At 32.3% G+C, this 20,378-nt stretch carries 22 protein-coding genes and 1 tRNA gene; 19 read left to right on the top strand and 4 right to left on the bottom strand.

Annotated features, from left to right (window positions below; all coding sequences use genetic code 11):
- Positions 1-9 precede the first annotated feature (9 nt).
- From ACCQ42_RS04935 to ACCQ42_RS04920, 4 genes are read left to right on the top strand one after another with little or no spacing between them, the layout of a single operon-like run.
- A complete protein-coding gene (locus ACCQ42_RS04935; RefSeq protein WP_410035525.1) occupies positions 10-615 on the top strand; it encodes an ATPase in 606 nt (201 codons plus the stop codon).
- Positions 599-2,341: a V-type ATP synthase subunit A gene (locus ACCQ42_RS04930; RefSeq protein WP_410035524.1), complete on the top strand. Its 1,743-nt coding sequence runs from the start codon at positions 599-601 to the stop codon at positions 2,339-2,341. Before ACCQ42_RS04935 ends, ACCQ42_RS04930 begins: the two co-directional genes overlap by 17 nt.
- Positions 2,342-2,345: 4 nt before the next feature.
- On the top strand, positions 2,346-3,722 hold the full coding sequence (locus tag ACCQ42_RS04925) for a V-type ATP synthase subunit B (RefSeq protein ID WP_410035523.1): 1,377 nt from the start codon (positions 2,346-2,348) through the stop codon (positions 3,720-3,722).
- On the top strand, positions 3,712-4,338 hold the full coding sequence (locus ACCQ42_RS04920; RefSeq protein ID WP_410035522.1) for a V-type ATP synthase subunit D: 627 nt from the start codon (positions 3,712-3,714) through the stop codon (positions 4,336-4,338). Before ACCQ42_RS04925 ends, ACCQ42_RS04920 begins: the two co-directional genes overlap by 11 nt.
- A gap of 25 nt (positions 4,339-4,363) precedes the next feature.
- Here ACCQ42_RS04920 and rodA read toward each other — a convergent pair whose 3' ends face one another.
- The gene (gene rodA, locus ACCQ42_RS04915; protein ID WP_410035521.1) at positions 4,364-5,530 is read right to left on the bottom strand and encodes a rod shape-determining protein RodA; all 1,167 of its coding nucleotides are present in this window, start codon (positions 5,528-5,530) and stop codon (positions 4,364-4,366) included.
- A 102-nt stretch (positions 5,531-5,632) separates the two neighbouring features.
- Between rodA and nth the strand changes: the two genes are divergently transcribed.
- From nth to ACCQ42_RS04845, 14 genes are all read left to right on the top strand, one after another.
- Positions 5,633-6,277 (top strand): endonuclease III, encoded by a 645-nt coding sequence (gene nth / locus ACCQ42_RS04910; protein ID WP_410035598.1) that lies wholly within the window; start codon positions 5,633-5,635, stop codon positions 6,275-6,277.
- Complete coding sequence (locus ACCQ42_RS04905) at positions 6,270-7,112, top strand: HAD family hydrolase (RefSeq protein WP_410035520.1); 843 nt, start codon at positions 6,270-6,272, stop codon at positions 7,110-7,112. The genes nth and ACCQ42_RS04905 overlap by 8 nt, the downstream gene beginning before the upstream one ends.
- On the top strand, positions 7,105-7,563 hold the full coding sequence (locus ACCQ42_RS04900) for a tRNA (cytidine(34)-2'-O)-methyltransferase (protein ID WP_106460311.1): 459 nt from the start codon (positions 7,105-7,107) through the stop codon (positions 7,561-7,563). The genes ACCQ42_RS04905 and ACCQ42_RS04900 overlap by 8 nt, the downstream gene beginning before the upstream one ends.
- A 9-nt stretch (positions 7,564-7,572) precedes the next feature.
- Positions 7,573-8,499 (top strand): thioredoxin-disulfide reductase, encoded by a 927-nt coding sequence (gene trxB / locus ACCQ42_RS04895; protein WP_410035519.1) that lies wholly within the window; start codon positions 7,573-7,575, stop codon positions 8,497-8,499.
- 65 nt (positions 8,500-8,564) lie between these two features.
- A complete protein-coding gene (gene gap / locus ACCQ42_RS04890) occupies positions 8,565-9,572 on the top strand; it encodes a type I glyceraldehyde-3-phosphate dehydrogenase (RefSeq protein WP_106460309.1) in 1,008 nt (335 codons plus the stop codon).
- A gap of 49 nt (positions 9,573-9,621) precedes the next feature.
- A complete protein-coding gene (locus ACCQ42_RS04885) occupies positions 9,622-10,818 on the top strand; it encodes a phosphoglycerate kinase (RefSeq protein WP_106460308.1) in 1,197 nt (398 codons plus the stop codon).
- A gap of 10 nt (positions 10,819-10,828) precedes the next feature.
- The gene (tpiA, locus tag ACCQ42_RS04880) at positions 10,829-11,581 is read left to right on the top strand and encodes a triose-phosphate isomerase (protein WP_410035518.1); all 753 of its coding nucleotides are present in this window, start codon (positions 10,829-10,831) and stop codon (positions 11,579-11,581) included.
- 42 nt (positions 11,582-11,623) lie between these two features.
- Positions 11,624-12,916 carry a phosphopyruvate hydratase gene (gene eno, locus ACCQ42_RS04875; RefSeq protein ID WP_265213896.1) on the top strand — a complete coding sequence of 431 codons (1,293 nt, stop codon included), beginning with the start codon at positions 11,624-11,626 and terminating at the stop codon, positions 12,914-12,916.
- 106 nt (positions 12,917-13,022) lie between these two features.
- A complete protein-coding gene (gene secG, locus ACCQ42_RS04870; protein ID WP_106460305.1) occupies positions 13,023-13,250 on the top strand; it encodes a preprotein translocase subunit SecG in 228 nt (75 codons plus the stop codon).
- 51 nt (positions 13,251-13,301) lie between these two features.
- On the top strand, positions 13,302-15,419 hold the full coding sequence (gene rnr, locus ACCQ42_RS04865) for a ribonuclease R (RefSeq protein WP_106460304.1): 2,118 nt from the start codon (positions 13,302-13,304) through the stop codon (positions 15,417-15,419).
- Positions 15,400-15,843 (top strand): SsrA-binding protein SmpB, encoded by a 444-nt coding sequence (smpB, locus tag ACCQ42_RS04860; RefSeq protein WP_106460303.1) that lies wholly within the window; start codon positions 15,400-15,402, stop codon positions 15,841-15,843. The genes rnr and smpB overlap by 20 nt, the downstream gene beginning before the upstream one ends.
- Before the next feature lie 7 nt (positions 15,844-15,850).
- Positions 15,851-16,285, top strand: coding sequence for a GNAT family N-acetyltransferase (locus tag ACCQ42_RS04855; protein WP_106460302.1), 435 nt, complete (start codon positions 15,851-15,853; stop codon positions 16,283-16,285).
- Positions 16,286-16,424: 139 nt separating this feature from the next.
- A complete protein-coding gene (locus ACCQ42_RS04850) occupies positions 16,425-17,354 on the top strand; it encodes a serine hydrolase domain-containing protein (RefSeq protein WP_106460301.1) in 930 nt (309 codons plus the stop codon).
- Positions 17,344-17,646 carry a DUF4298 domain-containing protein gene (locus ACCQ42_RS04845; protein ID WP_106460300.1) on the top strand — a complete coding sequence of 101 codons (303 nt, stop codon included), beginning with the start codon at positions 17,344-17,346 and terminating at the stop codon, positions 17,644-17,646. Before ACCQ42_RS04850 ends, ACCQ42_RS04845 begins: the two co-directional genes overlap by 11 nt.
- A gap of 72 nt (positions 17,647-17,718) precedes the next feature.
- On the opposite strand, the gene ACCQ42_RS04840 is transcribed toward ACCQ42_RS04845, so the two are convergent.
- The 3 genes from ACCQ42_RS04840 to ACCQ42_RS04830 form a co-directional block, all read right to left on the bottom strand.
- A complete protein-coding gene (locus tag ACCQ42_RS04840; protein ID WP_106460299.1) occupies positions 17,719-18,456 on the bottom strand; it encodes an ECF transporter S component in 738 nt (245 codons plus the stop codon).
- A 127-nt stretch (positions 18,457-18,583) separates the two neighbouring features.
- Positions 18,584-18,659, bottom strand: a tRNA-Lys gene (locus ACCQ42_RS04835).
- Between the two features lie 49 nt (positions 18,660-18,708).
- Entirely contained in the window at positions 18,709-19,584 is an 876-nt protein-coding gene (locus tag ACCQ42_RS04830; RefSeq protein WP_265213910.1) for a C39 family peptidase, read from the bottom strand.
- 268 nt (positions 19,585-19,852) lie between these two features.
- Here ACCQ42_RS04830 and ACCQ42_RS04825 point away from each other — a divergent pair, with 268 nt between their 5' ends.
- Positions 19,853-20,353 carry a QueT transporter family protein gene (locus ACCQ42_RS04825; protein WP_410035517.1) on the top strand — a complete coding sequence of 167 codons (501 nt, stop codon included), beginning with the start codon at positions 19,853-19,855 and terminating at the stop codon, positions 20,351-20,353.
- The last annotated feature ends 25 nt before the right edge of the window (positions 20,354-20,378 follow it).

The following is a 20,378-nucleotide window of genomic DNA, read 5'->3' as shown; positions in this document are numbered from 1 at the left end:
GGATTGATTATGCTAGACTTAGAAGCAAAACTATCAAGTTTTAGAAAGATGGTTTGGGATGAAGAAAAGATAAAAACGGATGAGGAATTATTCCTATCAACCGAAAAGAATTCATCCTATATCGATAATAAGAATAAACAAAGAAGTCAAGAATTTGAAGAAAAACTTAAAGATCGTAAAAACTTTCTAAAAATAAGAAAAAACGAAGAAATATCAAAAATTAAGCAAGAAGAAAAAAATAACTTTTTTGCTTACAAGGAAGAATTGCTTGATGATTTTTATAATAGATTAATTAGTAAACTAAGGGCATATAAACAAACAGATGCTTATAAAAAATCTTTATCTACTGAAATAAAAATGGTTATGAAAGAACTTTCTTTATCAGAAGATGAGATTGTAGTATGTGTGTTAGAAGATGACTTAGCTTTAATAGATTTTAAAAATAAGCAAGCGATGGATAACACTTATATAGGTGGCTTTATACTAAAAGATATCAATAATGAATTCAGATATAATTTTAGCTATAAAGAAAGAATTAGATATAAAAAATATGAATTTGGTAAAAAATTATACCAAGTTCTTGAAAGTGAGCGTTTTAATGAATCCAATAATTAAAACAATTAATGGACCTGTTGTTTATGCTCAAAACGCAAGAAGCCTTAAAATTAGAGAGATGGTTTCAGTTGGTAATTTAAAACTAATTGGGGAAGTTATTTCCGTTGAAGGTGACCTTGCAACTATTCAGGTATACGAGGATACATCAGGTTTAAAAGTAGGAGAGGATATCATCTCTACATCAATGCCTTTATCAGTCAGACTAGGTCCTGGTCTATTAGGAAATATGTTTGATGGTATAGAAAGACCTCTTAAAGATATAATGGATAAACACGGAGCCTTTATACCATCCGGTATTGGTTTTGACAACCTTGATCTTGAAAAAGAATGGGATGTTAAAATTAAATTTAAAAAAGGTGACAAGATTAAAAAAGCAGATATTTACGCCACTATAAAAGAGACAGAAGTAATAGAGCATAGACTAATGTCTAGCTTTACTGGTGTAATAGTTGAAGCTAAGGAAGATGGTAAATATAAGCTTGAAGATACCATACTAAAGGTAGAAAATGATGAAGGTGTTTTTGACCTTAAACTTTACCAATATTGGCCTGTAAGAAATCCTAGGCCAGTTAAAAAAGCCTTAACCTTACAAAATATTTTAGTTACTGGCCAAAGGGTATTAGATGTATTTTTCCCAATAGCAAAGGGAGGTACAGTTGCAATTCCTGGAGGATTTGGTACAGGTAAGACAATGCTCCAACATCAGCTTGCCCAATATTCTGATGTTGACATCATAGTATATATTGGTTGCGGTGAAAGGGGTAATGAGATGACTCAGGTACTTGAGGAATTCCCAGACCTGATCGACCCAAATACAGGTAAGGACCTTATGCAAAGGACAATCCTGATTGCTAACACTTCAAACATGCCAGTTGCTGCAAGAGAGGCAAGTATATATACAGGTATAACTATCGCAGAATACTATAAGGATATGGGCTATGATGTGGCTCTAATGGCAGATTCTACTTCTAGATGGGCAGAGGCATTAAGGGAAATTTCCGCAAGGCTAGAAGAGATACCTGCAGAAGAGGGCTATCCTGCCTATCTTGCATCAAGACTTTCTAAATTTTATGAAAGAGCTGGATATTTCGAAAACCTAAATGGAACAAAAGGTTCAGTAACCTTAATAGGGGCTGTATCTCCATCGGGTGGAGACTTTTCAGAACCTGTAACTGAAGCAACCAGACGTTCTGTAAATGTGTTTTTAGGTCTTGATAGGAAACTTGCTTATTCAAGACATTACCCAGCTATAAACTGGCTAACTTCATATACTAACTACTTAGAAAAGATGCAAGACTACTACAAAGAGCATTACAATTCTGATATTATCGCTATAAGAAATAAACTTATGAATGTATTGATTTCTGAAGAAGAAGTTAAATCAATAATGATGTTAGTTGGATCAGATGCTTTATCAGATGAACAAAAAAATACTCTAGATGTGGCTGCCCTAATTAGAAATGGTTTCCTACAACAAAATGCTTATAACGCTATAGATAAGTATGTGCCTGTTGATAAGCAAATTATGATGCTTGATATAATAGATAAATACAATAATCTAAGTAACAAAGCTCTTAAAGATGGCATTTCATATAAACAGATTTATGATTCTAACTTATTAAATGAAATAAGCCAGATGAAATACAATGTTGAAAATGATAAATTAGAAAAGCTTAACCAGCTAGGCTCTAAAATTGAGAATTATTTTGCTAGTTTGAGGGGGTAAGCTGTTGAGAAAAGAATATACAAAAATTAAAAAAATAGAATCTTCTATCATAGAAATTGAAAAAGTAAGCGACATAGCCTACAATGCCCTAGTTTCTGTTCATGCAGCAGGAATGGAGTTTGTAGGATCAGTTGTAATGGTTGATGATGATACTGTAACAATTGAGGTTTATGCAAATACAGATAATTTTTCTGTAGAAGATATTGTTGTTAGTTTCTACGAAAAACCATTAGAATTACCTCTCAATGAGAGTATTCTAGGTAGGACTTTCAATGGTATAGGTCAACCTATTGATAATGGTGGAGACATTTATTCAGAAGAAACTTATCCTGTCGAAGGTCTTGCACTAAATCCAGTTGCAAGGGAATATCCAAGAGACTTCATACAAACAGGAATTTCTGCTATTGATACCTTGACCACCCTAATTCGTGGCCAAAAATTGCCGATTTTTTCAGGATCGGGTCTACCACATAACGAAATTGCAGCTCAAATTATTAGACAAGCTAAACTAAAAACTTATGAAGACTTTGCCTTTGTCTTTGCTGCTATGGGTATTAAAAAAGATGAGGCAATGTTCTTCGAAGATGCTTTTTCTAAAGCTGGAGTAAAGGACAAGCTAGTAATGTATCAAAACTTAGCCGATTCACCAATAATGGAAAGACTTCTTGCTCCAAAATGTGCCCTTACAGCTGCTGAATACCTTGCCTACAAGAAAGGCTACCACGTGCTTGTAATCATAACCGATATGACAAGTTATTGTGAGGCCCTACGTGAAGTATCTTCTATAAGAGGAGAGATTCCATCAAGAAAGGGCTATCCAGGTTACCTTTATTCAAATCTAGCTAGTCTTTATGAAAGGGCAGGTATGATTGAGGGAGTGAAAGGTTCTGTAACCCTTATTCCAATCCTAACCATGCCTAATGATGATATCACTCACCCAGTTCCAGACTTGACTGGTTATATTACAGAAGGACAAATAGTAATAGATAGGAACCTTTCAAGTAAGGGAGTCTACCCACCAATAAATGTCTTGCCTTCTTTATCAAGACTTATGAAAGATGGCATTGGTGAGGGCTATACAAGAAGTGATCATGAAGATGTAATGAACCAATTATATGAATCATATTCCAAGGTCATAGATGTTAGAAACATTGCACAAATTGTCGGTGAGGATGATTTGTCAGAAGTTGATAAGAAATACCTAGAATTCGGTGATGTATTTGAAAGCAAATTTCTATCACAAGATCAAAGTGAAAATAGAGAACTTGAAGAAAGTTTAGATTTAGCTTGGGATATATTAAAAATATTACCAAGAAACGAACTTCACAGGGTATCTGAGAAAAATCTTGATAAATTTATAGGTAAGACTGATGAACAATGAACAAATAGCAAGTAAAGCCAATCTAATAAAAGCTAAGGAAGAACTTAAGCTATTAGATGTTGGTCTTGATATTCTAGATAAAAAAAGAAAGGCCTTAATGAATGCTCATGAGAGTAAAATTAAGGATAGGGATGCTTTAAATAAAAAAGTAAACCAAACAATGAATGAAGTAAGTCATAATTTCAATAAAGCTATGACAAGTATAGGCCAGGCTAAGCTAGAAAATTTAGCCGGTCTTATACCGATTGATAATTCAATAGAAACAAAAAATACAAAATTCATGCAGACTGACATAGCAGAAATAAGATTTACTCCTAAGAAATTATCTTTATCTTATTCATTTTATCAGACAAATTCTCTATTTGATGAAGCTTTAATAGCTTTTAATAAATTAAAAGCAGATATTTTTAAATTAGCAGAGCTTGATAGTACAATAAATAACTTGGAAATAGAAATAAGAAAATCAAATAAAAAAGTTAATTCTTTGGAAAAAATACAGATACCACAAAAGTCAGAACTTATCAAAAATATTTCTCAAAGTATTGAAGAAAAAGAAAGAGAAGAATTCTCTAAAACAAAAATTGTTAAAAGAAATAAAGAAAAAAAGCCATCGTAAAATATTACGATGGCTTTTTACTTTATTATTTTCTTTTAGATGGTCTAACCATTGTAACTTCAAGAGGTGAAACTCGATTATTATCAACAATACCATCATCATACTGGGTCTTTTGCATAGATGATGAAAGCGCCAGTCCCACACAAGATAAGATAATTAACTGGAAGGTACCTCCATTTGAAAAGAATGGAAGAGGTATACCCGTAACAGGCATAAGTCCTATAGTCATTCCGATATTTTCAAAAACGTGTATGAAGATTAATCCAGCAATTCCTGTTACAAGCAGGCTTATAAAAGTATTATTTGAAGTTTTTGCGATTAATACAAGTCTAAGTATCAAGATTGTAAAAAGGACTAGCATGATAATTGATCCAACAAAACCAAGTTCTTCAGCTAAGACTGAAAAAATAAAGTCTGTTTCCTTCTCGGGTATATAACCATATTGAGATTGGCTTCCGTTAAGGTATCCTCTTCCACCAATCATACCAGATCCTATAGCTATCATACCTTGTTGTTGCTGCCAGTTCGATCCTGATGTATCTCTATTAGGATTTAGGAAGTTTTCAATCCTATCAGCCCTAAAGCCACTCAGATTTGTAAGAAGTATTATTCCTACCACAAGACCAATAGCAAGTAAAATTCCAATCCACTTCCAAGAGATTCCTACTATAAATATCATTGCAGCTATAAAAAACAAATATACCATGGATGTTCCAAAATCTGGCTGCAAAAGTATAAGGAATATTGGAAAGCCGGCAAATAAGATAGTCAAAACTAGAGTCTTTATAGAGTTTATCGAATATTTATATTTATCTAGAAAGGCTGCTAGGCAAAATATCAAAATAATTTTAGCTATTTCAGCTGGCTGAAAGGAAAAAGATCCAATATATATCCAGCTTCTAGCTCCCCATTCATCAAGTCCTCTACCTAAAAATAGCGTTGATATTAGCATTATAATCATTCCAGCATACATAATCATATAGGGCTTCTTAATAACATCTAAATCAATTGTACAAAGTGCACCTATAATCAAAAATCCCAATATTGTAGCAAAAATCTGAGTTTTAATAGCGCTCAGATTGCCGCCATAAGCTGAGTACAAAACTACTAATCCGTAGACAGAAAGACAAATCGTTACCAATAGTAAAATTATATCAAAGTCTTTAAAATTTTTCTTTTTTAAATTAAACATATTATCACTCCAATTCTTATTTATTATATAGCAGATGATGAACAAAAACAATTCTTAGCAGGCAAAAATAAGTAAAGTATAATAATTGGGAAAGTTGGTGATATTATTTTATCTAAAAATGACATAAAAAAAGTATTAGATCTTCTAGATATAATGTATCCAGATGTGGATCATTCGATGCTTGACTTTACAACACCCTTTGAGCTTTTGGTGGCAACGATACTTTCTGCCCAAGCAACAGACGTTAGTGTAAATAAAGTGACAAAGGAAATGTTTAAAGAGGCAAATACACCAGAAGATTTTGCAAACATGGATATAAAGAAACTAGAAAATTATATTAGATCTATTGGTATATACAGAAATAAAGCGAAAAATATACAAGCTGCAAGCAAAATTCTTATTAATGATTATAATTCAATAGTACCAAAAGATAAAAAAGAATTACAAAAACTACCTGGAGTAGGTAGAAAGACAGCTAATGTTGTTGTATCAAATGCTTATGGAATTCCAGCTATTGCAGTAGATACACATGTATTTAGGGTTTCTAATAGGATTGGTCTTGCTAATGCTAATAATGTTGATAATACAGAAGACCAATTAGAAAAAAATATAGATCAGTCAAGGTGGACAAAAACTCACCATCAAATAATTACTCATGGTAGGGCCTTATGCAAGGCTAGAAATCCACTATGTGAAGAATGCCAATTAAATAAATTATGCGAATATTACAGGAGGCAAAATGATTAAATTATTTGCTTTCGATATAGATGGAACCTTGCTAGATTCCTCTATTAAAATGCCAGATAATAATATAAAAGCCCTTAGAAAATTAAATGATTCAGGTATCAAGACAATTTTTGCTAGTGGAAGAGTCTTATCATCTATAAGATATTATCAAAAGATAATAGGTTATGATAATCCAATTGTTGCTACAAATGGCTCTATGATTGCTCTTGCATCTAACAATATTTATAAAACATATTATATTGATGACGATATTTTAAAAGAATTATTCGAATTTTGCAAAGAACTAAAACTTGAATTTCATTTTTATGATGAAGAAAATTATTATACAAATAGGGTAAATTTGGATAGAATCAAACATCTTAAAATTGATAATGATTATGGAATGAATTACCAAGTGGATTTGATAATAAAAGAAGACCCAGTTTCTTATCTATTATCTCAAGGTAAGTCTGCTAATAAATTCCAAATTTCAGGTATAGATAAAAATAAACTTAGTAAAGAAGAAATCGTTTCAAAGGTGAATGAGAAGTTTGCTGATAAACTTTATATAACATCTTCCGGTTCAAACCTTCTCGAGCTATCAAATAAAAATTCTAGCAAATGGAATTCAATAAGTGAGATTTGTGAGATCTTGGGTATAAGTATAGAAGAGGTAGCTGCCATAGGCGATTCATACAACGATATTCCTATGGTAAAAAATGCTAAGCTTGGTTTTGCTATGGGCAATGCCAATGAAACTCTAAAAAAATATTCTGATATAATTGTAGGAGATAATGACTCCTCAGGAATTGTAGAGGCTTGTGATTATGTTCTGAGGTTAAATAAAAATGTATAATGTCGTTTTATTAATGCCAGAGCATCCTGGTAATGTTGGTAACATAGCAAGAACTTGTGTCTTAACAGAGTCACGATTGCATTTAGTAAGGCCATTCAAATTCAACTTATCAGATAAATACCTTAAAAAGGCTGGTATAGATTATTGGGATAAGGTAGATTTAGTTATTCATGACAGTTTGGAAGAATTTTTATCCTATCTTGATGGAAAAAACTTTTATTTAGTTGAAACACCAAGTAAGCAAAAATATACCGATATAAATTTTAAGGATGGTGATTTTTTGATATTTGGAAGGGAAAAGGAAGGGATTGATTCTAACTTACTTGAGAGATATCAGGACAAAATCATAACTATACCGATGACAAAAAAGCTTAATAGATCGCTTAATCTTGCTAATTCAGTTTCAATAGTGGTCTATGAAGCCTTAAGACAAGTAGATTTTAATTTTTAAAGGAGATATATGTACGATTTAATAATAATAGGTGGAGGTCCAGCTGGACTTACTGCTGGTCTTTATGCAGGTAGAAGTATGCTAAAGACACTAATAATTGAAAAAGATATAGCTGGCGGCCAAATTTCTGGAACAGCTTTTGTAGAAAATTATCCAGGATCAATTGAAGATCCAACAGGAATGGCTCTATCAGAAAGAATGGAAGAACAAGCAAAGGAATATGCTGAGATTGTCTTTGAAAATGTTAAAGAAGTTGAGCTTGAAGGTAAAATAAAAAAAGTAACAACTGATTCTAACACCTATGAGGCAAAGACTATTATAATTTCAACTGGTGCAAGACATAGACACCTTGGTGTGCCTGGTGAAGAAGAGTTTGCAAATAGGGGAGTGTCATATTGCGCTACTTGTGATGGACCATTTTACCAAGGTCTTGATATATACGTTATAGGCGGGGGAGATAGTGCCCTAGAAGAGGCAAATTTCCTAACAAAATATGGTAAATCTGTAACAATTGTGCATAGAAGAGATGAATTTAGAGCTAGCGGTGTAGTAATAGAAAATGTTAAGAAAAATCCTAAAATTAAATTTGAATTAAATTCTGTACTAAAGGAAATCCGTGGTTCTAAGGAAGTCGAAGAATTAGTTTTAGAAAATGTTAAAACAAATGAAGAAAAAATCATAAAAGGTGATAATAATTCACCAATTGGGGTATTTATATTTGTAGGTAATGTAGCTTCAACAGAAATATTTGAAGGTAAACTTGATATGGAAAAGGGCTATATTATAACAGATGAAGACATGAAAACCAATATAGAAGGTGTCTTTGCAGTAGGCGATACAAGAAAGAAATCAGTTAGACAGGCAGTGACTGCTGCAAGCGACGGATGTATAGCTGCTGTAATGGCAAATAGGTATATTGAAAGCAAAAGCTGGTAAATAATATTGACAAGCAAATAACAAGTCAGTATATTTAATATGTAGAAAGAATTTAGGAGGAAATAATGACAACAAGAGTAGCAATTAACGGATTTGGTAGAATAGGACGTCTTACCTTAAGAAGAATCGCAGAAGTAGAAGACAACATCGAAGTTGTAGCAATCAATGACCTTATTGATAAAGCAGGTCTACTATATGCTTTCAAATATGATACTGCACAAGGCAGATTCAATGGAGAAGCTGAATTAACAGACGAAGGCTTCAAAATCAATGGTAAAGACATCAAAGTTTTTGCAGAAAGAAATCCTGAAGATCTTCCTTGGGGAGAATTAAACGTAGATATCGTACTTGAATGTACAGGATTCTTTACAGAAAAAGAAAAAGCAGAAGCTCACCTTAAAGCCGGAGCTAAGAAAGTTCTTATTTCAGCACCTGGTAAAGGTGATATGAAAACTATCGTTTTTGGTGTAAACCACGACATACTTGATGGATCAGAAACAGTAGTTTCAGGCGCAAGCTGTACAACAAACTGCCTTGCACCAATGGTAAATGTATTAGCTAAAGAATTTGGCTTTGTTTCTGGACAAATGTCAACAATCCACGCATATACAGCAACTCAAGCTATCCAAGATACACCAGCTTCTAAAAAAGACCTTAGAGGCGGAAGAGCAGCAGCTCAAAACACAATTCCAGCTTCAACAGGTGCAGCAAAAGCTGTAGGTAAAGTACTTCCTGAAGTAGAAGGTAAAATCGATGGTTCAGCTCTAAGAGTTCCAACAATAACAGGATCTATAACAGAACTTTATTCTGTACTTGAAAAGAAAGTAACAGTTGAAGAAGTAAATGCAGCAATGAAAAAATACGAATCTGATGCATTTGCATATACAGAAGATGATATAGTATCAAGTGATATAGTTGGATACCCAGCAGGATCTGTATTTGACTCACAACTTACAAAAATAGTTGAAGGTGCAAATGGCACACAAGTAGTTAAAACAGTTGCTTGGTATGATAACGAAATGGGATACGTATCTAACCTAGTTAGAACACTTGATTATCTAGCAAATCTTTAAGATTATTAAATAGGCGGGATACAATCTCGCCTTTTTTTCGAGGTGAATAATGAATAAAAAAACAGTAAAAGACTTAGATGTAAAGGGAAAAAAAGTTTTAGTAAGAGTAGACTTCAACGTACCTTTATCAAAAGAAGAAAAAGGTAAAATAGCAGATGATGCAAGAATAAAAGCAGCTATGCCTACTATAGATTACCTCTCAGAAAATGGTGCAAAAGTTATACTTATGAGCCACTTAGGTAGGCCAAAGGGAGAGGCAAATCCTGAATTCGCATTAAAACCAGTAGCAGATTACTTAGAAAATGTCTATGGCGATAAATTTAAATTTTTACCATCACCAGTAGTAGTTGATGAAAAAGTAAAAGAAGAAGTTAATAAACTCGAAGATGGACAAATTGCCTTACTAGAAAACACTAGATATAGAAAAGAAGAAACAAAAAATGGTGAAGATTTTGCAAAAGAATTAGCTTCACTTGCAGATTTATATGTAAATGACGCCTTTGGTACAAGCCACAGAGCACACGCTTCAAATGTTGGAGTTGCAAACATCCTACCATCAGCTGTAGGTCTTCTAATAGAAAAAGAAATTGACATAATGGGCAAGGCTCTAGAAGCACCAGAACATCCATTTGTATCAATCCTTGGTGGAGCTAAAGTATCAGATAAGATTGGTGTTATAGAAAATCTTATAACAAAAGTTGATACAATCCTAATCGGTGGTGGTATGGCTTACACCTTCCTTAAAGCTCAAGGTAAAGAAATAGGAAAATCACTTCTTGAAGAAGATAAGATGGATCTATCTCTAGAATTAATCAAAAAAGCTGAAGCAAATGGCGTAGAAATCCTACTACCAGTTGATGTTGTAATAGCAGATAAGATAGAAGCAGGCGTAGATACAGAAGTTGTTGATATAGATAATATTCCAGCAGATAAAGAAGCCCTAGATATAGGGCCAAAGACAGCTGAACTATTTGCATCAAAAATTAAAGAAGCAAAGACAGTAGTATGGAACGGACCAATGGGAGTATTTGAAATAAAAGAATTCGCAGATGGTACAAACAAAGTTGCCCAAGCTCTAGCTGAATCAGATGCAATAACAATTGTAGGTGGTGGAGACAGTGCTCTAGCTATAGAGATGGCTGGCCTAAAAGATAAGATTACACACGTATCTACTGGTGGTGGAGCAAGCTTAGAATTCCTAGAAGGTAAAGACCTACCAGGTATAACAGCAATAGAAAACAAATAAGGAGTCTTAAATGCGCAAACCAGTTATAGTAGGAAACTGGAAAATGAATATGACAGTTTCTGAAGCAGAAAAGCTACTTGAAGAAATCAAAAATTTAGACCTAGATGAAAATGTAGAAGCTGGAGTTTGTACACCTGCTATAGACTTAGTAATTGCAAAAGAAAAACTTGCAGGTACTAATGTTGCTTTCGGTGCACAAAATATGTACTACGAAGAAAGTGGTGCATATACTGGAGAAATTTCTCCACTAATGCTTATAGATATCGGAGCAAGATATGTAATCTTAGGTCACTCAGAAAGACGTGAATATTTTAAAGAATGTGATTGCCTAATTAACAAAAAGGTTAAATCTGCTCTCGCTCATGACCTAGTACCAATTCTTTGTTGTGGTGAAACTTTAGAAGAAAGAGAAGCAAATGAACACGAAGTAAAAGTTAAATCTCAAATAGAAAAAGATTTAAAAGATGTTTCAGCTGAAGATATAGAAAAAGTAATCATAGCATATGAACCAATCTGGGCAATAGGAACAGGCAAAACTGCATCTAGTGATGATGCTGATGCAATGTGCGGCTATATTAGAAGCCTAATAGCTGATATGTTTGGAAAAGAAGCTTCTGAAAAAGTAAGAATCCAATATGGTGGATCAGTAAAACCAAATAATGTTGTTGAGCTTATGGCTAAAGAAAATATAGACGGAGCCCTAGTAGGCGGAGCGAGCCTAAAAGCAAGCGACTTTGCTGCTTTAGTAAACTTCGCAAAATAGTTTAAATTATTTAAAAATATTATAAATAAAAAGGAGATATTTATGAGTTTAATTACAAGTGTATATGCAAGACAAATCCTTGACTCAAGAGGAAACCCAACTGTAGAAGTTGAAGTAGAAACAGAACTAGGCGGCTTCGGTCGTGCAGCAGTACCATCAGGTGCATCTACAGGTGAATGGGAAGCAGTAGAACTTAGAGATGGAGATAAAGATTATTATCTTGGAAAATCAGTTCTTAAAGCTGTTGAAAATGTAAATGATAAAATAGCTGATGAACTTGTAGGCATCTATGATGTAACAGATCAAATCGGTATTGATAACAGAATGATCGAACTTGATGGAACAGAAAACAAAGGAAACTTCGGAGCTAACGCAATCCTAGGTGTATCACTAGCAGCAGCAAAAGCAGCAGCAGATGAACTAGGTATGCCACTATATAACTACATCGGTGGAACAAACGCTAAACTTCTTCCAACACCAATGATGAACATCCTTAATGGTGGAGAACACGCTGATAACTCAGTAGATATCCAAGAATTCATGATTTTCCCATTAGGAGCTGAAAGCTTTGCACACGCTCTACAAATGGGTACAGAAGTATTCCACAGCCTTAAATCAGTACTTTCAAGCAAAGGCTACAACACAGCTGTAGGTGATGAAGGTGGATTTGCGCCAAACCTAAAATCAAACGAAGAAGCTCTTGAAATCATCTGTGAAGCAATCAAAAAAGCTGGATATGAACCAGGAAAAGACGTTTATATAGCAATGGACTGTGCTTCATCTGAATTCTACAACAAGGAAGATGGTAAATACCACCTTGACGGAGAAGGAACAGTTAAAACAGAAGATGAAATGATCGACTGGTTAGAAGAACTAGTTAACAAATATCCAATTATCTCAATTGAAGATGGTCTAGATGAAAATGACTGGGAAGGTTGGGCAAAACTTACAGAAAGACTTGGCAAGAAAGTACAACTTGTAGGTGATGACCTATTTGTAACAAATACAAGCAAACTTGAAAAAGGTATAGCTGAAGGCGTTGCAAACTCAATCCTAATCAAAGTTAACCAAATCGGTACCCTAACAGAAACACTAAATGCTATAGAAATGGCAAAAGAAGCTGGTTACACAGCAATAGTTTCTCACAGATCTGGTGAAACAGAAGATGTTACAATAGCTGACCTTGTAGTAGCTGTAAATGCAGGACAAATCAAAACAGGTGCACCTTCAAGAACAGATAGAGTTGCTAAATATAACCAACTTCTAAGAATAGAAGATGAGCTTTGGGAAGATGCAAGATTTAAAGGTCTTGACGCACTATACAACTTAAAATAATATCTTTAAAAGACTTGCTTATATAATGAGCAAGTCTTTTTATAATAAATATTGAAAAAATAGCCCATTTGCGGTATTATAAAAAAGTATGAACGGAGGTGTCTATATGTCTAATTTTCTTGCAGTAATAATGATGATTGCATCTGCAATTGTAATAGTTGCAGTAACACTACAAGATCCTAAAACTGACGGACTAGGAGCATTATCTGGTACACAGACTAATGTTTTTGGTAAAAGTGCACATAAATCAAAAAATGAAATGCTTGACAAAGTTGTAATTTTTGGAGGAGTACTTTTATTTTTAGGAAGTATAGTATTTATAGCATTAAACTAAGAGGGGTCAAAGAAATTTGACTCTTTTTTTATTAAATCCTAAGGAGATTTTATGAATATAAAAGAATTAATCCTAAATTTAGTATATGATGAAGACTATATACCAATGACCTTAAAAGAACTTGAAACCTATCTTAAAGCAGATAAGTATACTAAAAAGGGAATAAAGGACATAGTAGACGAGCTAGAAAAAAATGACAAGATTCGTATATCAAATAAAAAAAGGATAATGCCTTTAACTGAAGAAGAAATAAATCTTAAAGGTACAATCTCACTAGCCTCTGGTGGATATGGATTTTTTATATCCGACAATAAAGACTTTGATGATGTATATATTGCAAAAGATAAACTAAGTGGTGCTCATAATAATGATAAGGTAAAAATCAAAATCCTAAGAGATAAGGAAGATGACAAGAATGCTGAAGGCCAGGTTATAGAAATCTTAGAAAGAGCCAATGAGGAAATCATAGGGACCTATCAGGCCAACAAAGGCTTTGGTTTTGTTGTTGCAGATAAGGGATTTTCTGATGATATATATGTAGATCAAAAATATTCCAAGGGTGCAAAAGATAAGGATAAGGTAGTTGTTGAAATTATTTCCTATCCTAAAAATAACAACCCTGAGGGAAGAATTACAGAAATAATCGGCAGCAAAAATGATAAAAATATTGATGTCTTATCAATAATCAGGCAAAATAAAATTCCTACAGAATTTTCAAAGCAAACAAAAAAAGAAATCTTATATATAGCTGATCAAGTTAGTGAAAATGAACTTAAGGATAGAAAAGATTTGTCTGAGCTTTACACAGTCACAATTGACGGTAGGGATTCTAAAGATTTTGACGATGCTATCTCAATAGAAAAATCTGACGATAATTATGACCTATATGTGCATATAGCAGATGTAAGTCATTATGTAAAAGAAGGTACAGCCCTTGATAAAGATGCCTACGATAGAGGAAATTCTACCTACCTTTATAATATTGTAATTCCAATGCTCCCAGAGAAATTATCAAATGGAATTTGCTCACTCAATCCAGGAGAAGTTAGACTAACACTAACAGCAAGGATGACCATAGATCCTAAAGGCAAGGTTTTAGATTACGAATTTTATAAATCATATATTAAGTCTGATAAGAGGCTAGTTTATGATGATGTAAATAACTTCTTAGAAGGTGATGATGGAGTATATGATGATGATCTATTAAAAGAAAAACTAAAGGACTTTAATAAGCTTCACAAAATCTTAAAAAAATCTAGAGATAAAAGAGGTTCCATAGATTTTAATTTTGAAGAAAGTCAAATAGATGTGTCAGATACAGGCAAGGTTTTAAATATAGAAGCCCTAGATAGGGGTCCAGGCAATAAGATGATAGAAGAGTTCATGCTTATAGCAAATGAAACTGTCGCCACACTTTTTGCCTACATGGATTTTCCATTTATATACAGAATTCACGAAAAGCCTGCTGATGAAAAAATAGAAGCTTTTAAAAAAGCATTAAATGCTATGGGCTATAATATCAGAGGCTCAGAACTTCACCCAAAAGACTTTCAAAATATCTTAAAAGAAGTAGAAGGTAAAAAAGAAGAGCAAATTGTCAATATTTTGATGCTAAGGACCATGAAAAAAGCTAAGTATGCAAACTATAGCGACATACACTTTGGACTATCTACGAGCTTTTACACCCACTTTACAGCCCCTATTAGGAGATACCCTGACCTAATAGTCCACAGACTATTAAAGGCTTATATAGAAAACAAACTTATGGGTAAAAATCAAATATCATTAACAAATAGGTTAGAAGATGCTGCAGACCACCTTTCCATAACAGAAAGAAGAAGTGAGCAAACTGAAAGAGAAGTAGAAGATTTCTATAAATGTAAATACATGAAAAAATATATTGGAGAAATATTTACAGGTAGAATATCTTCAATTACAGAATTCGGTATGTTCATAGAGCTTGAAAATACAGTTGAAGGTCTATTTATGTACAAGTTTTCTGATGATAGATACGAATATATAGAAGATAGCCTACAAACTTTTAATGTCGATACTAAAAAATATTACCAAATAGGTCAAGAAGTAAGGGTAATGGTGACTAATGTAGACCTATACAAGAAAGATATAGATTTTTATTTGGAGGAAAGAGATGAAACTTTTAGCCAATAATAAGAAGGCTTACCATGATTATTTTATAGAAGAAAAATACGAAGCAGGACTGGCCCTAATAGGTAGCGAAGTAAAATCCATAAAGGCTGGTAATGTATCAATTAAAGAATCATTTATTTCCGACAAGAAAGGGGAAATGTTCGTATATGGCATGCACGTTACCCCTTATAGCCAAGCAACAGATCAAAATATAGATCCAACACGAACTAGGAAACTACTCCTTCATAAAAAGGAAATAAATAAGCTCATAGGCAAGAAAACCATGACAGGCTATACAATAGTACCCCTTAGAGTTTATGAGCGTGACGGGCTAATTAAGCTTGAAATAGGCCTTGCTAAAGGTAAGAAATTATATGATAAAAGAGATAGCTTGAAGAAGAAAGAAGATAAGAGAAAAATCGAAAGAGCTCTTAAAAATTATTAGTAAGCTTATGAATTATATAAGTATGACTGAAAAAGATTTGGATATAATTACAAGTCTTTATGTTAAATATTATAACGAAAATGAAGATGGATCTTGGACTTATGAAAAAGCCTATAAGAGGATTAGGCAAGTTTTCATAACCCCCGATTCTCTTTGCCTTATACAAAATAATGGAAATGAGTATACAGGTTTTTTAATGGGATATATAAAAGAATATGACGACTTAAAATCATATATGCTAGAAGAAATAGTTATCTTTAAAGAATTTCAAAATAATGGGCTTGGAAAATTGTTTATAAAAAAATTAGAAGAACAATTATTATATAAAAATGTTAGCCTTATAGAATTACTCTCTATAAATGATAAAAAACACGATAAGTTTTATGGCGACCTAGAATTTAAAAATTCTTCTAATTTAAGAATTATGAGTAAGTTTATATAAATAATTCCTCTTCTTAGTTAATCTAAAAAGAGGAATTTTCTTATATAAACAAATCATTAAAATACAACATTTTAATATTATCATATGAACTAATCTTTATTTCTTAAGGTAGACTTGTATAGTAAAATTGAGGGTGGATATGATTGATAAATTACTAAATATTAAAAAAAACAATATTGATTCTTTGATAATATATTCAATGGAAAGGGGGATTTTATATAAAGATGCTAGTGATGATATTATAAATATAAGATCTATTGCAAAATTTGTAACAAGCCTTTCTTGTGGGATACTGATTGATAAATCGAATGGGAATTTTAATGAAGATACTTTAATATATGATATTTTAAAAGATAAGATAAGAATTTTTAATACAAAAAATATAGAAAAACTTAAGAAAATTAGGGTAAGAGATTGTTTAACCCACACCATGGGCTATAGGGATATAATTTTAATGAGTAAAGATATAGCTGAACTTAATAAGGATAATCTCCTTGATTATGCCTTATCATATCCCATATATTTTAATCCTGGTCAAAAATTTTTGTATTCCAATGCTGGTTATTATGTCCTAGCTGCTGCTATGCAAGAATACCTAGGCTATGACTTATACACTTTTATCGATGAAAATATCTTTAACAAAATTGATATAAAAATTCCAAGATGGGACTATTATGGAAAGTACTTGGCAGGAGCTACTAAGCTATATCTATCTGCTGATGATATGCTTAAATTAGGGAAAATAATAATTAATGATGGATATTACAGGAACCAAAAAATAGTATCAAATTCTTGGATAGAAAAGATGCAGGCAAATTTATATAAATCAAACAAAGATTATGAAAGTACAAATTTATTATCAGATGACTATTATGGCTATAGCCTTTGGACTGGAAAGGATAATATAAAATATGCCAGCGGAACTGGTGGACAATACATTATTTTTCTAAAAGATTTGGGTATAATAATAATAAGTACAAATAAAAGCAATGTAAACAAGGCATATCTAATTAAGAATGAATTAGATGAAATAATTAAAAATTTGAAAGAGGAAGAAAATGGACTATAAACACATTGAAAAATACACTCAAACTTATGAAAACTATAAAGAGCTCTTAGGAAAGATTAACGAAATCCTAGATCAGCTTGATAAGGATAGGGAAGATTTTGATAAACTGGTAGAATATTATTATAGCGAGCAGTTTAAAAAAGATTTTGATGACTCAAATGAAGGCAAGATTGACCCATCAATAAATCAAGGAATATTGACAGAAGATGCTATATATGACCTTATGGGGGATGATTATTATCTTGCCTTAAGATTTTTAGACTTAGCTAACAGGATGATCCAACAAAAATAACTTATTATTATAATATTTTCCAAATTAAAAATGCACACTCCCAAATCTTGGGAGTGTGCATTTTTAATTTTCTTACTTTCTTCTCTTTGATAAAGATGTTACAACAGCACTTGCTATTAAGATTGCAACTATAGCTTCTGGAATAGCATTGGTTATGAAGGCTGAGAATATAGCATTCATAGCTAAATCTGGGCTGATTCCAATAGCTTCTGCATATGATTTAGCATAGATGAGATATATCAAACCCAAAACAAGTCCAGAATTTGTCAAAGTTCCCATAAAAGATGATACAGCAATAGCAAAATTAGCTTTTTTATTCTTCACAGATAAATAAAGCATAACTATTGCAAGAATTAAAAATACTAATGAGAATATCTTATTTACAAGCTTAACATCTCCAACAAAAGATTTAAGAGTCACTACCGCTAAAACTATGGCAACAACTGACCAAAAAACATTCATAAAGAGTCTTAATTTTGAGTTATCCTTATTTTTTAAAGCCCTATAAACAAGTCCTGTAACTACACCAATTAAAATCCTTGGTATGATAGATATTAGTGGATTGTAAAATACAAATGATATAGGACCTGGTCTTGTAATAGCATTAAAAATACTAAATAAACCAAAAATTAATCCAACCAGGCCTCCAACCAAAGGACCCTCCAAAATACCAGCTATTATTACAGGTATATGTAAGGTTGTAACGGTAAGGACTCCTAGGGGTAGAAATCCTAGCGGTGTAAGACCGAGCATTATTACAATAGCTCCTAAAATTCCAACACTAGTTAGGTTTCTTGTATCAAATTTCATATATTCCTCCTGGAAATAAATATTTTATGATATTATACGTCTTTTTGAAAATTGTAAAGGAGAAATTTAAAATTTTATTGATTTGATAAAGGTAATAAAAAAAGAGGAGTAAATACTCCTCAAAATTTGGTGCACCATCAGAGACTCGAACTCTGGACACCCTGATTAAGAGTCAGGTGCTCTACCAACTGAGCTAATGGTGCTCGCTAACTACCTTTATAGTATAACACCATTTATAGCTTTTGTCAAATTTTATTTTGAAATTTCCCAAATTTTTGCAATTTGATTAGAAATCTGGTCGAAATCCCACTCTATAACTGAGTTTTTGACACTATTTGGATCATTTATTATAAATTTATCACCCTTAACAGAATCTATAACCAAAATATGACCATAGAGTGTAAAATATCCTTTTTTAACTGATACAATAAGAGGACCATTTTTTAAAGCCTCAATCATTTTTTTCTTATCTAGAGCAATATCTTTTACTTTCAAATTATATTTTTTCGCCTCATGCTCTATAAAAGCCCAATCCATTCCTCCATCATTCATAAATTTAGCGGCATCTTTGGCTACTTCTTTTGGATATATTAGTTTATTTTCAAATCTAGATAAGACCATAGCCACAGAAGTAGGACCACATCCTGATATACCAATGTTTGTAGGGTAGAGGCTATCATATGCCCATCTATTGTCCCATTGTAAAAAATATGGGGTTTCCCTTTTAAGATTAACAGATTCTCCTTCATAAAATTCAAAATCTTTTATATCGTGGTTCATATTATAAATAAATTCTATGGTGTCTGGATCATTTCCGGTAAGATAGGCATCAACATTATTTAGATTGTAAAAATTATTATATATCCATTCTGCTTTCTTGTCTTTTTTTGCCTCAGCTTCCACATTTTTTATGATATCCTCTTTTACATCTGATTTTAATTTTGGTTTTATTTCATATTTAAAATCTAGTAAACTTTTAGTATTAAAGGTATTACTTGCCAAAGATTTTAAATCTTCAATTATTTTTACACTTTCTTCATCAATAAATCCTTTTAAGTCACTATCTGATTCTTTATGACATGCACTTAAAACAATTGCTGATAGAAGTATTATACATAGCTTTTTCATACCTCTATTTTACTAGATTATGATTAAGTCTTCAATATGATAAAATATAAAACTAAATGTAAAAGGGTAGATTTATTTTTATAACATTTTAAATATCGTCATATCTATTATTTATTTCTATATAATGGATTTTTATATAAAAATATCGACTGATTAATTATAATGTGAATATCTCTTTTTATATTTCTTGAAAAAACCTTATTTTATGTTATAATAAACAAGTAATGTTTCTTGGCACCCATTATAAAAAAATCAAGGAGATGAAAAAATGAATGAGAAATATTTTAGTTTTACTGACACTAACTTTTTAGTGAAATCAGCAGTAGTAGCGGCCCTTTATGCAGTGCTTACAATCTTTATGCCTGTGGCATCTTATGGACCTATCCAATTTAGATTTAGTGAAATCTTGGTTTTATTAGTATTTTATAACAAGAGATTTATCCCAGGTCTACTTTTAGGATGTGCCCTTGCTAACGTTATGAGCCCAATGGCTGCATTTGATGTAATATTTGGTACTCTTGCATCTTTTGTAGCATTTAAACTAATGGAGAAAGCTAATAATTTATTTATAGCTTCCTTATTCCCAGTGCTTTTAATGATCGTTCCTGCACTTGGTACCTGGTTTATTCTTGCTAATAACGAAGCCCTACTTGTAATGATTTTCCAATTTATGCTTAGTGAATTTGTCATGGTATCAATCATTGGTGTAGGAATATTTAAAATTCTTGAAAAAAACCAAGGATTCATGTCATATATAAATAATTTTTAATTTTAAAAGGGACTGCTGGGCAGTC

The sequence above is a fragment of the Anaerococcus kampingae genome (genome assembly GCF_046365475.1).
In the GTDB taxonomy this organism is placed as follows: Bacteria; Bacillota; Clostridia; order Tissierellales; family Peptoniphilaceae; genus Anaerococcus; species Anaerococcus kampingae.
Note: the sequence above shows the minus strand (reverse complement) of the source record. Positions and strands in the feature narration are given on the sequence as shown.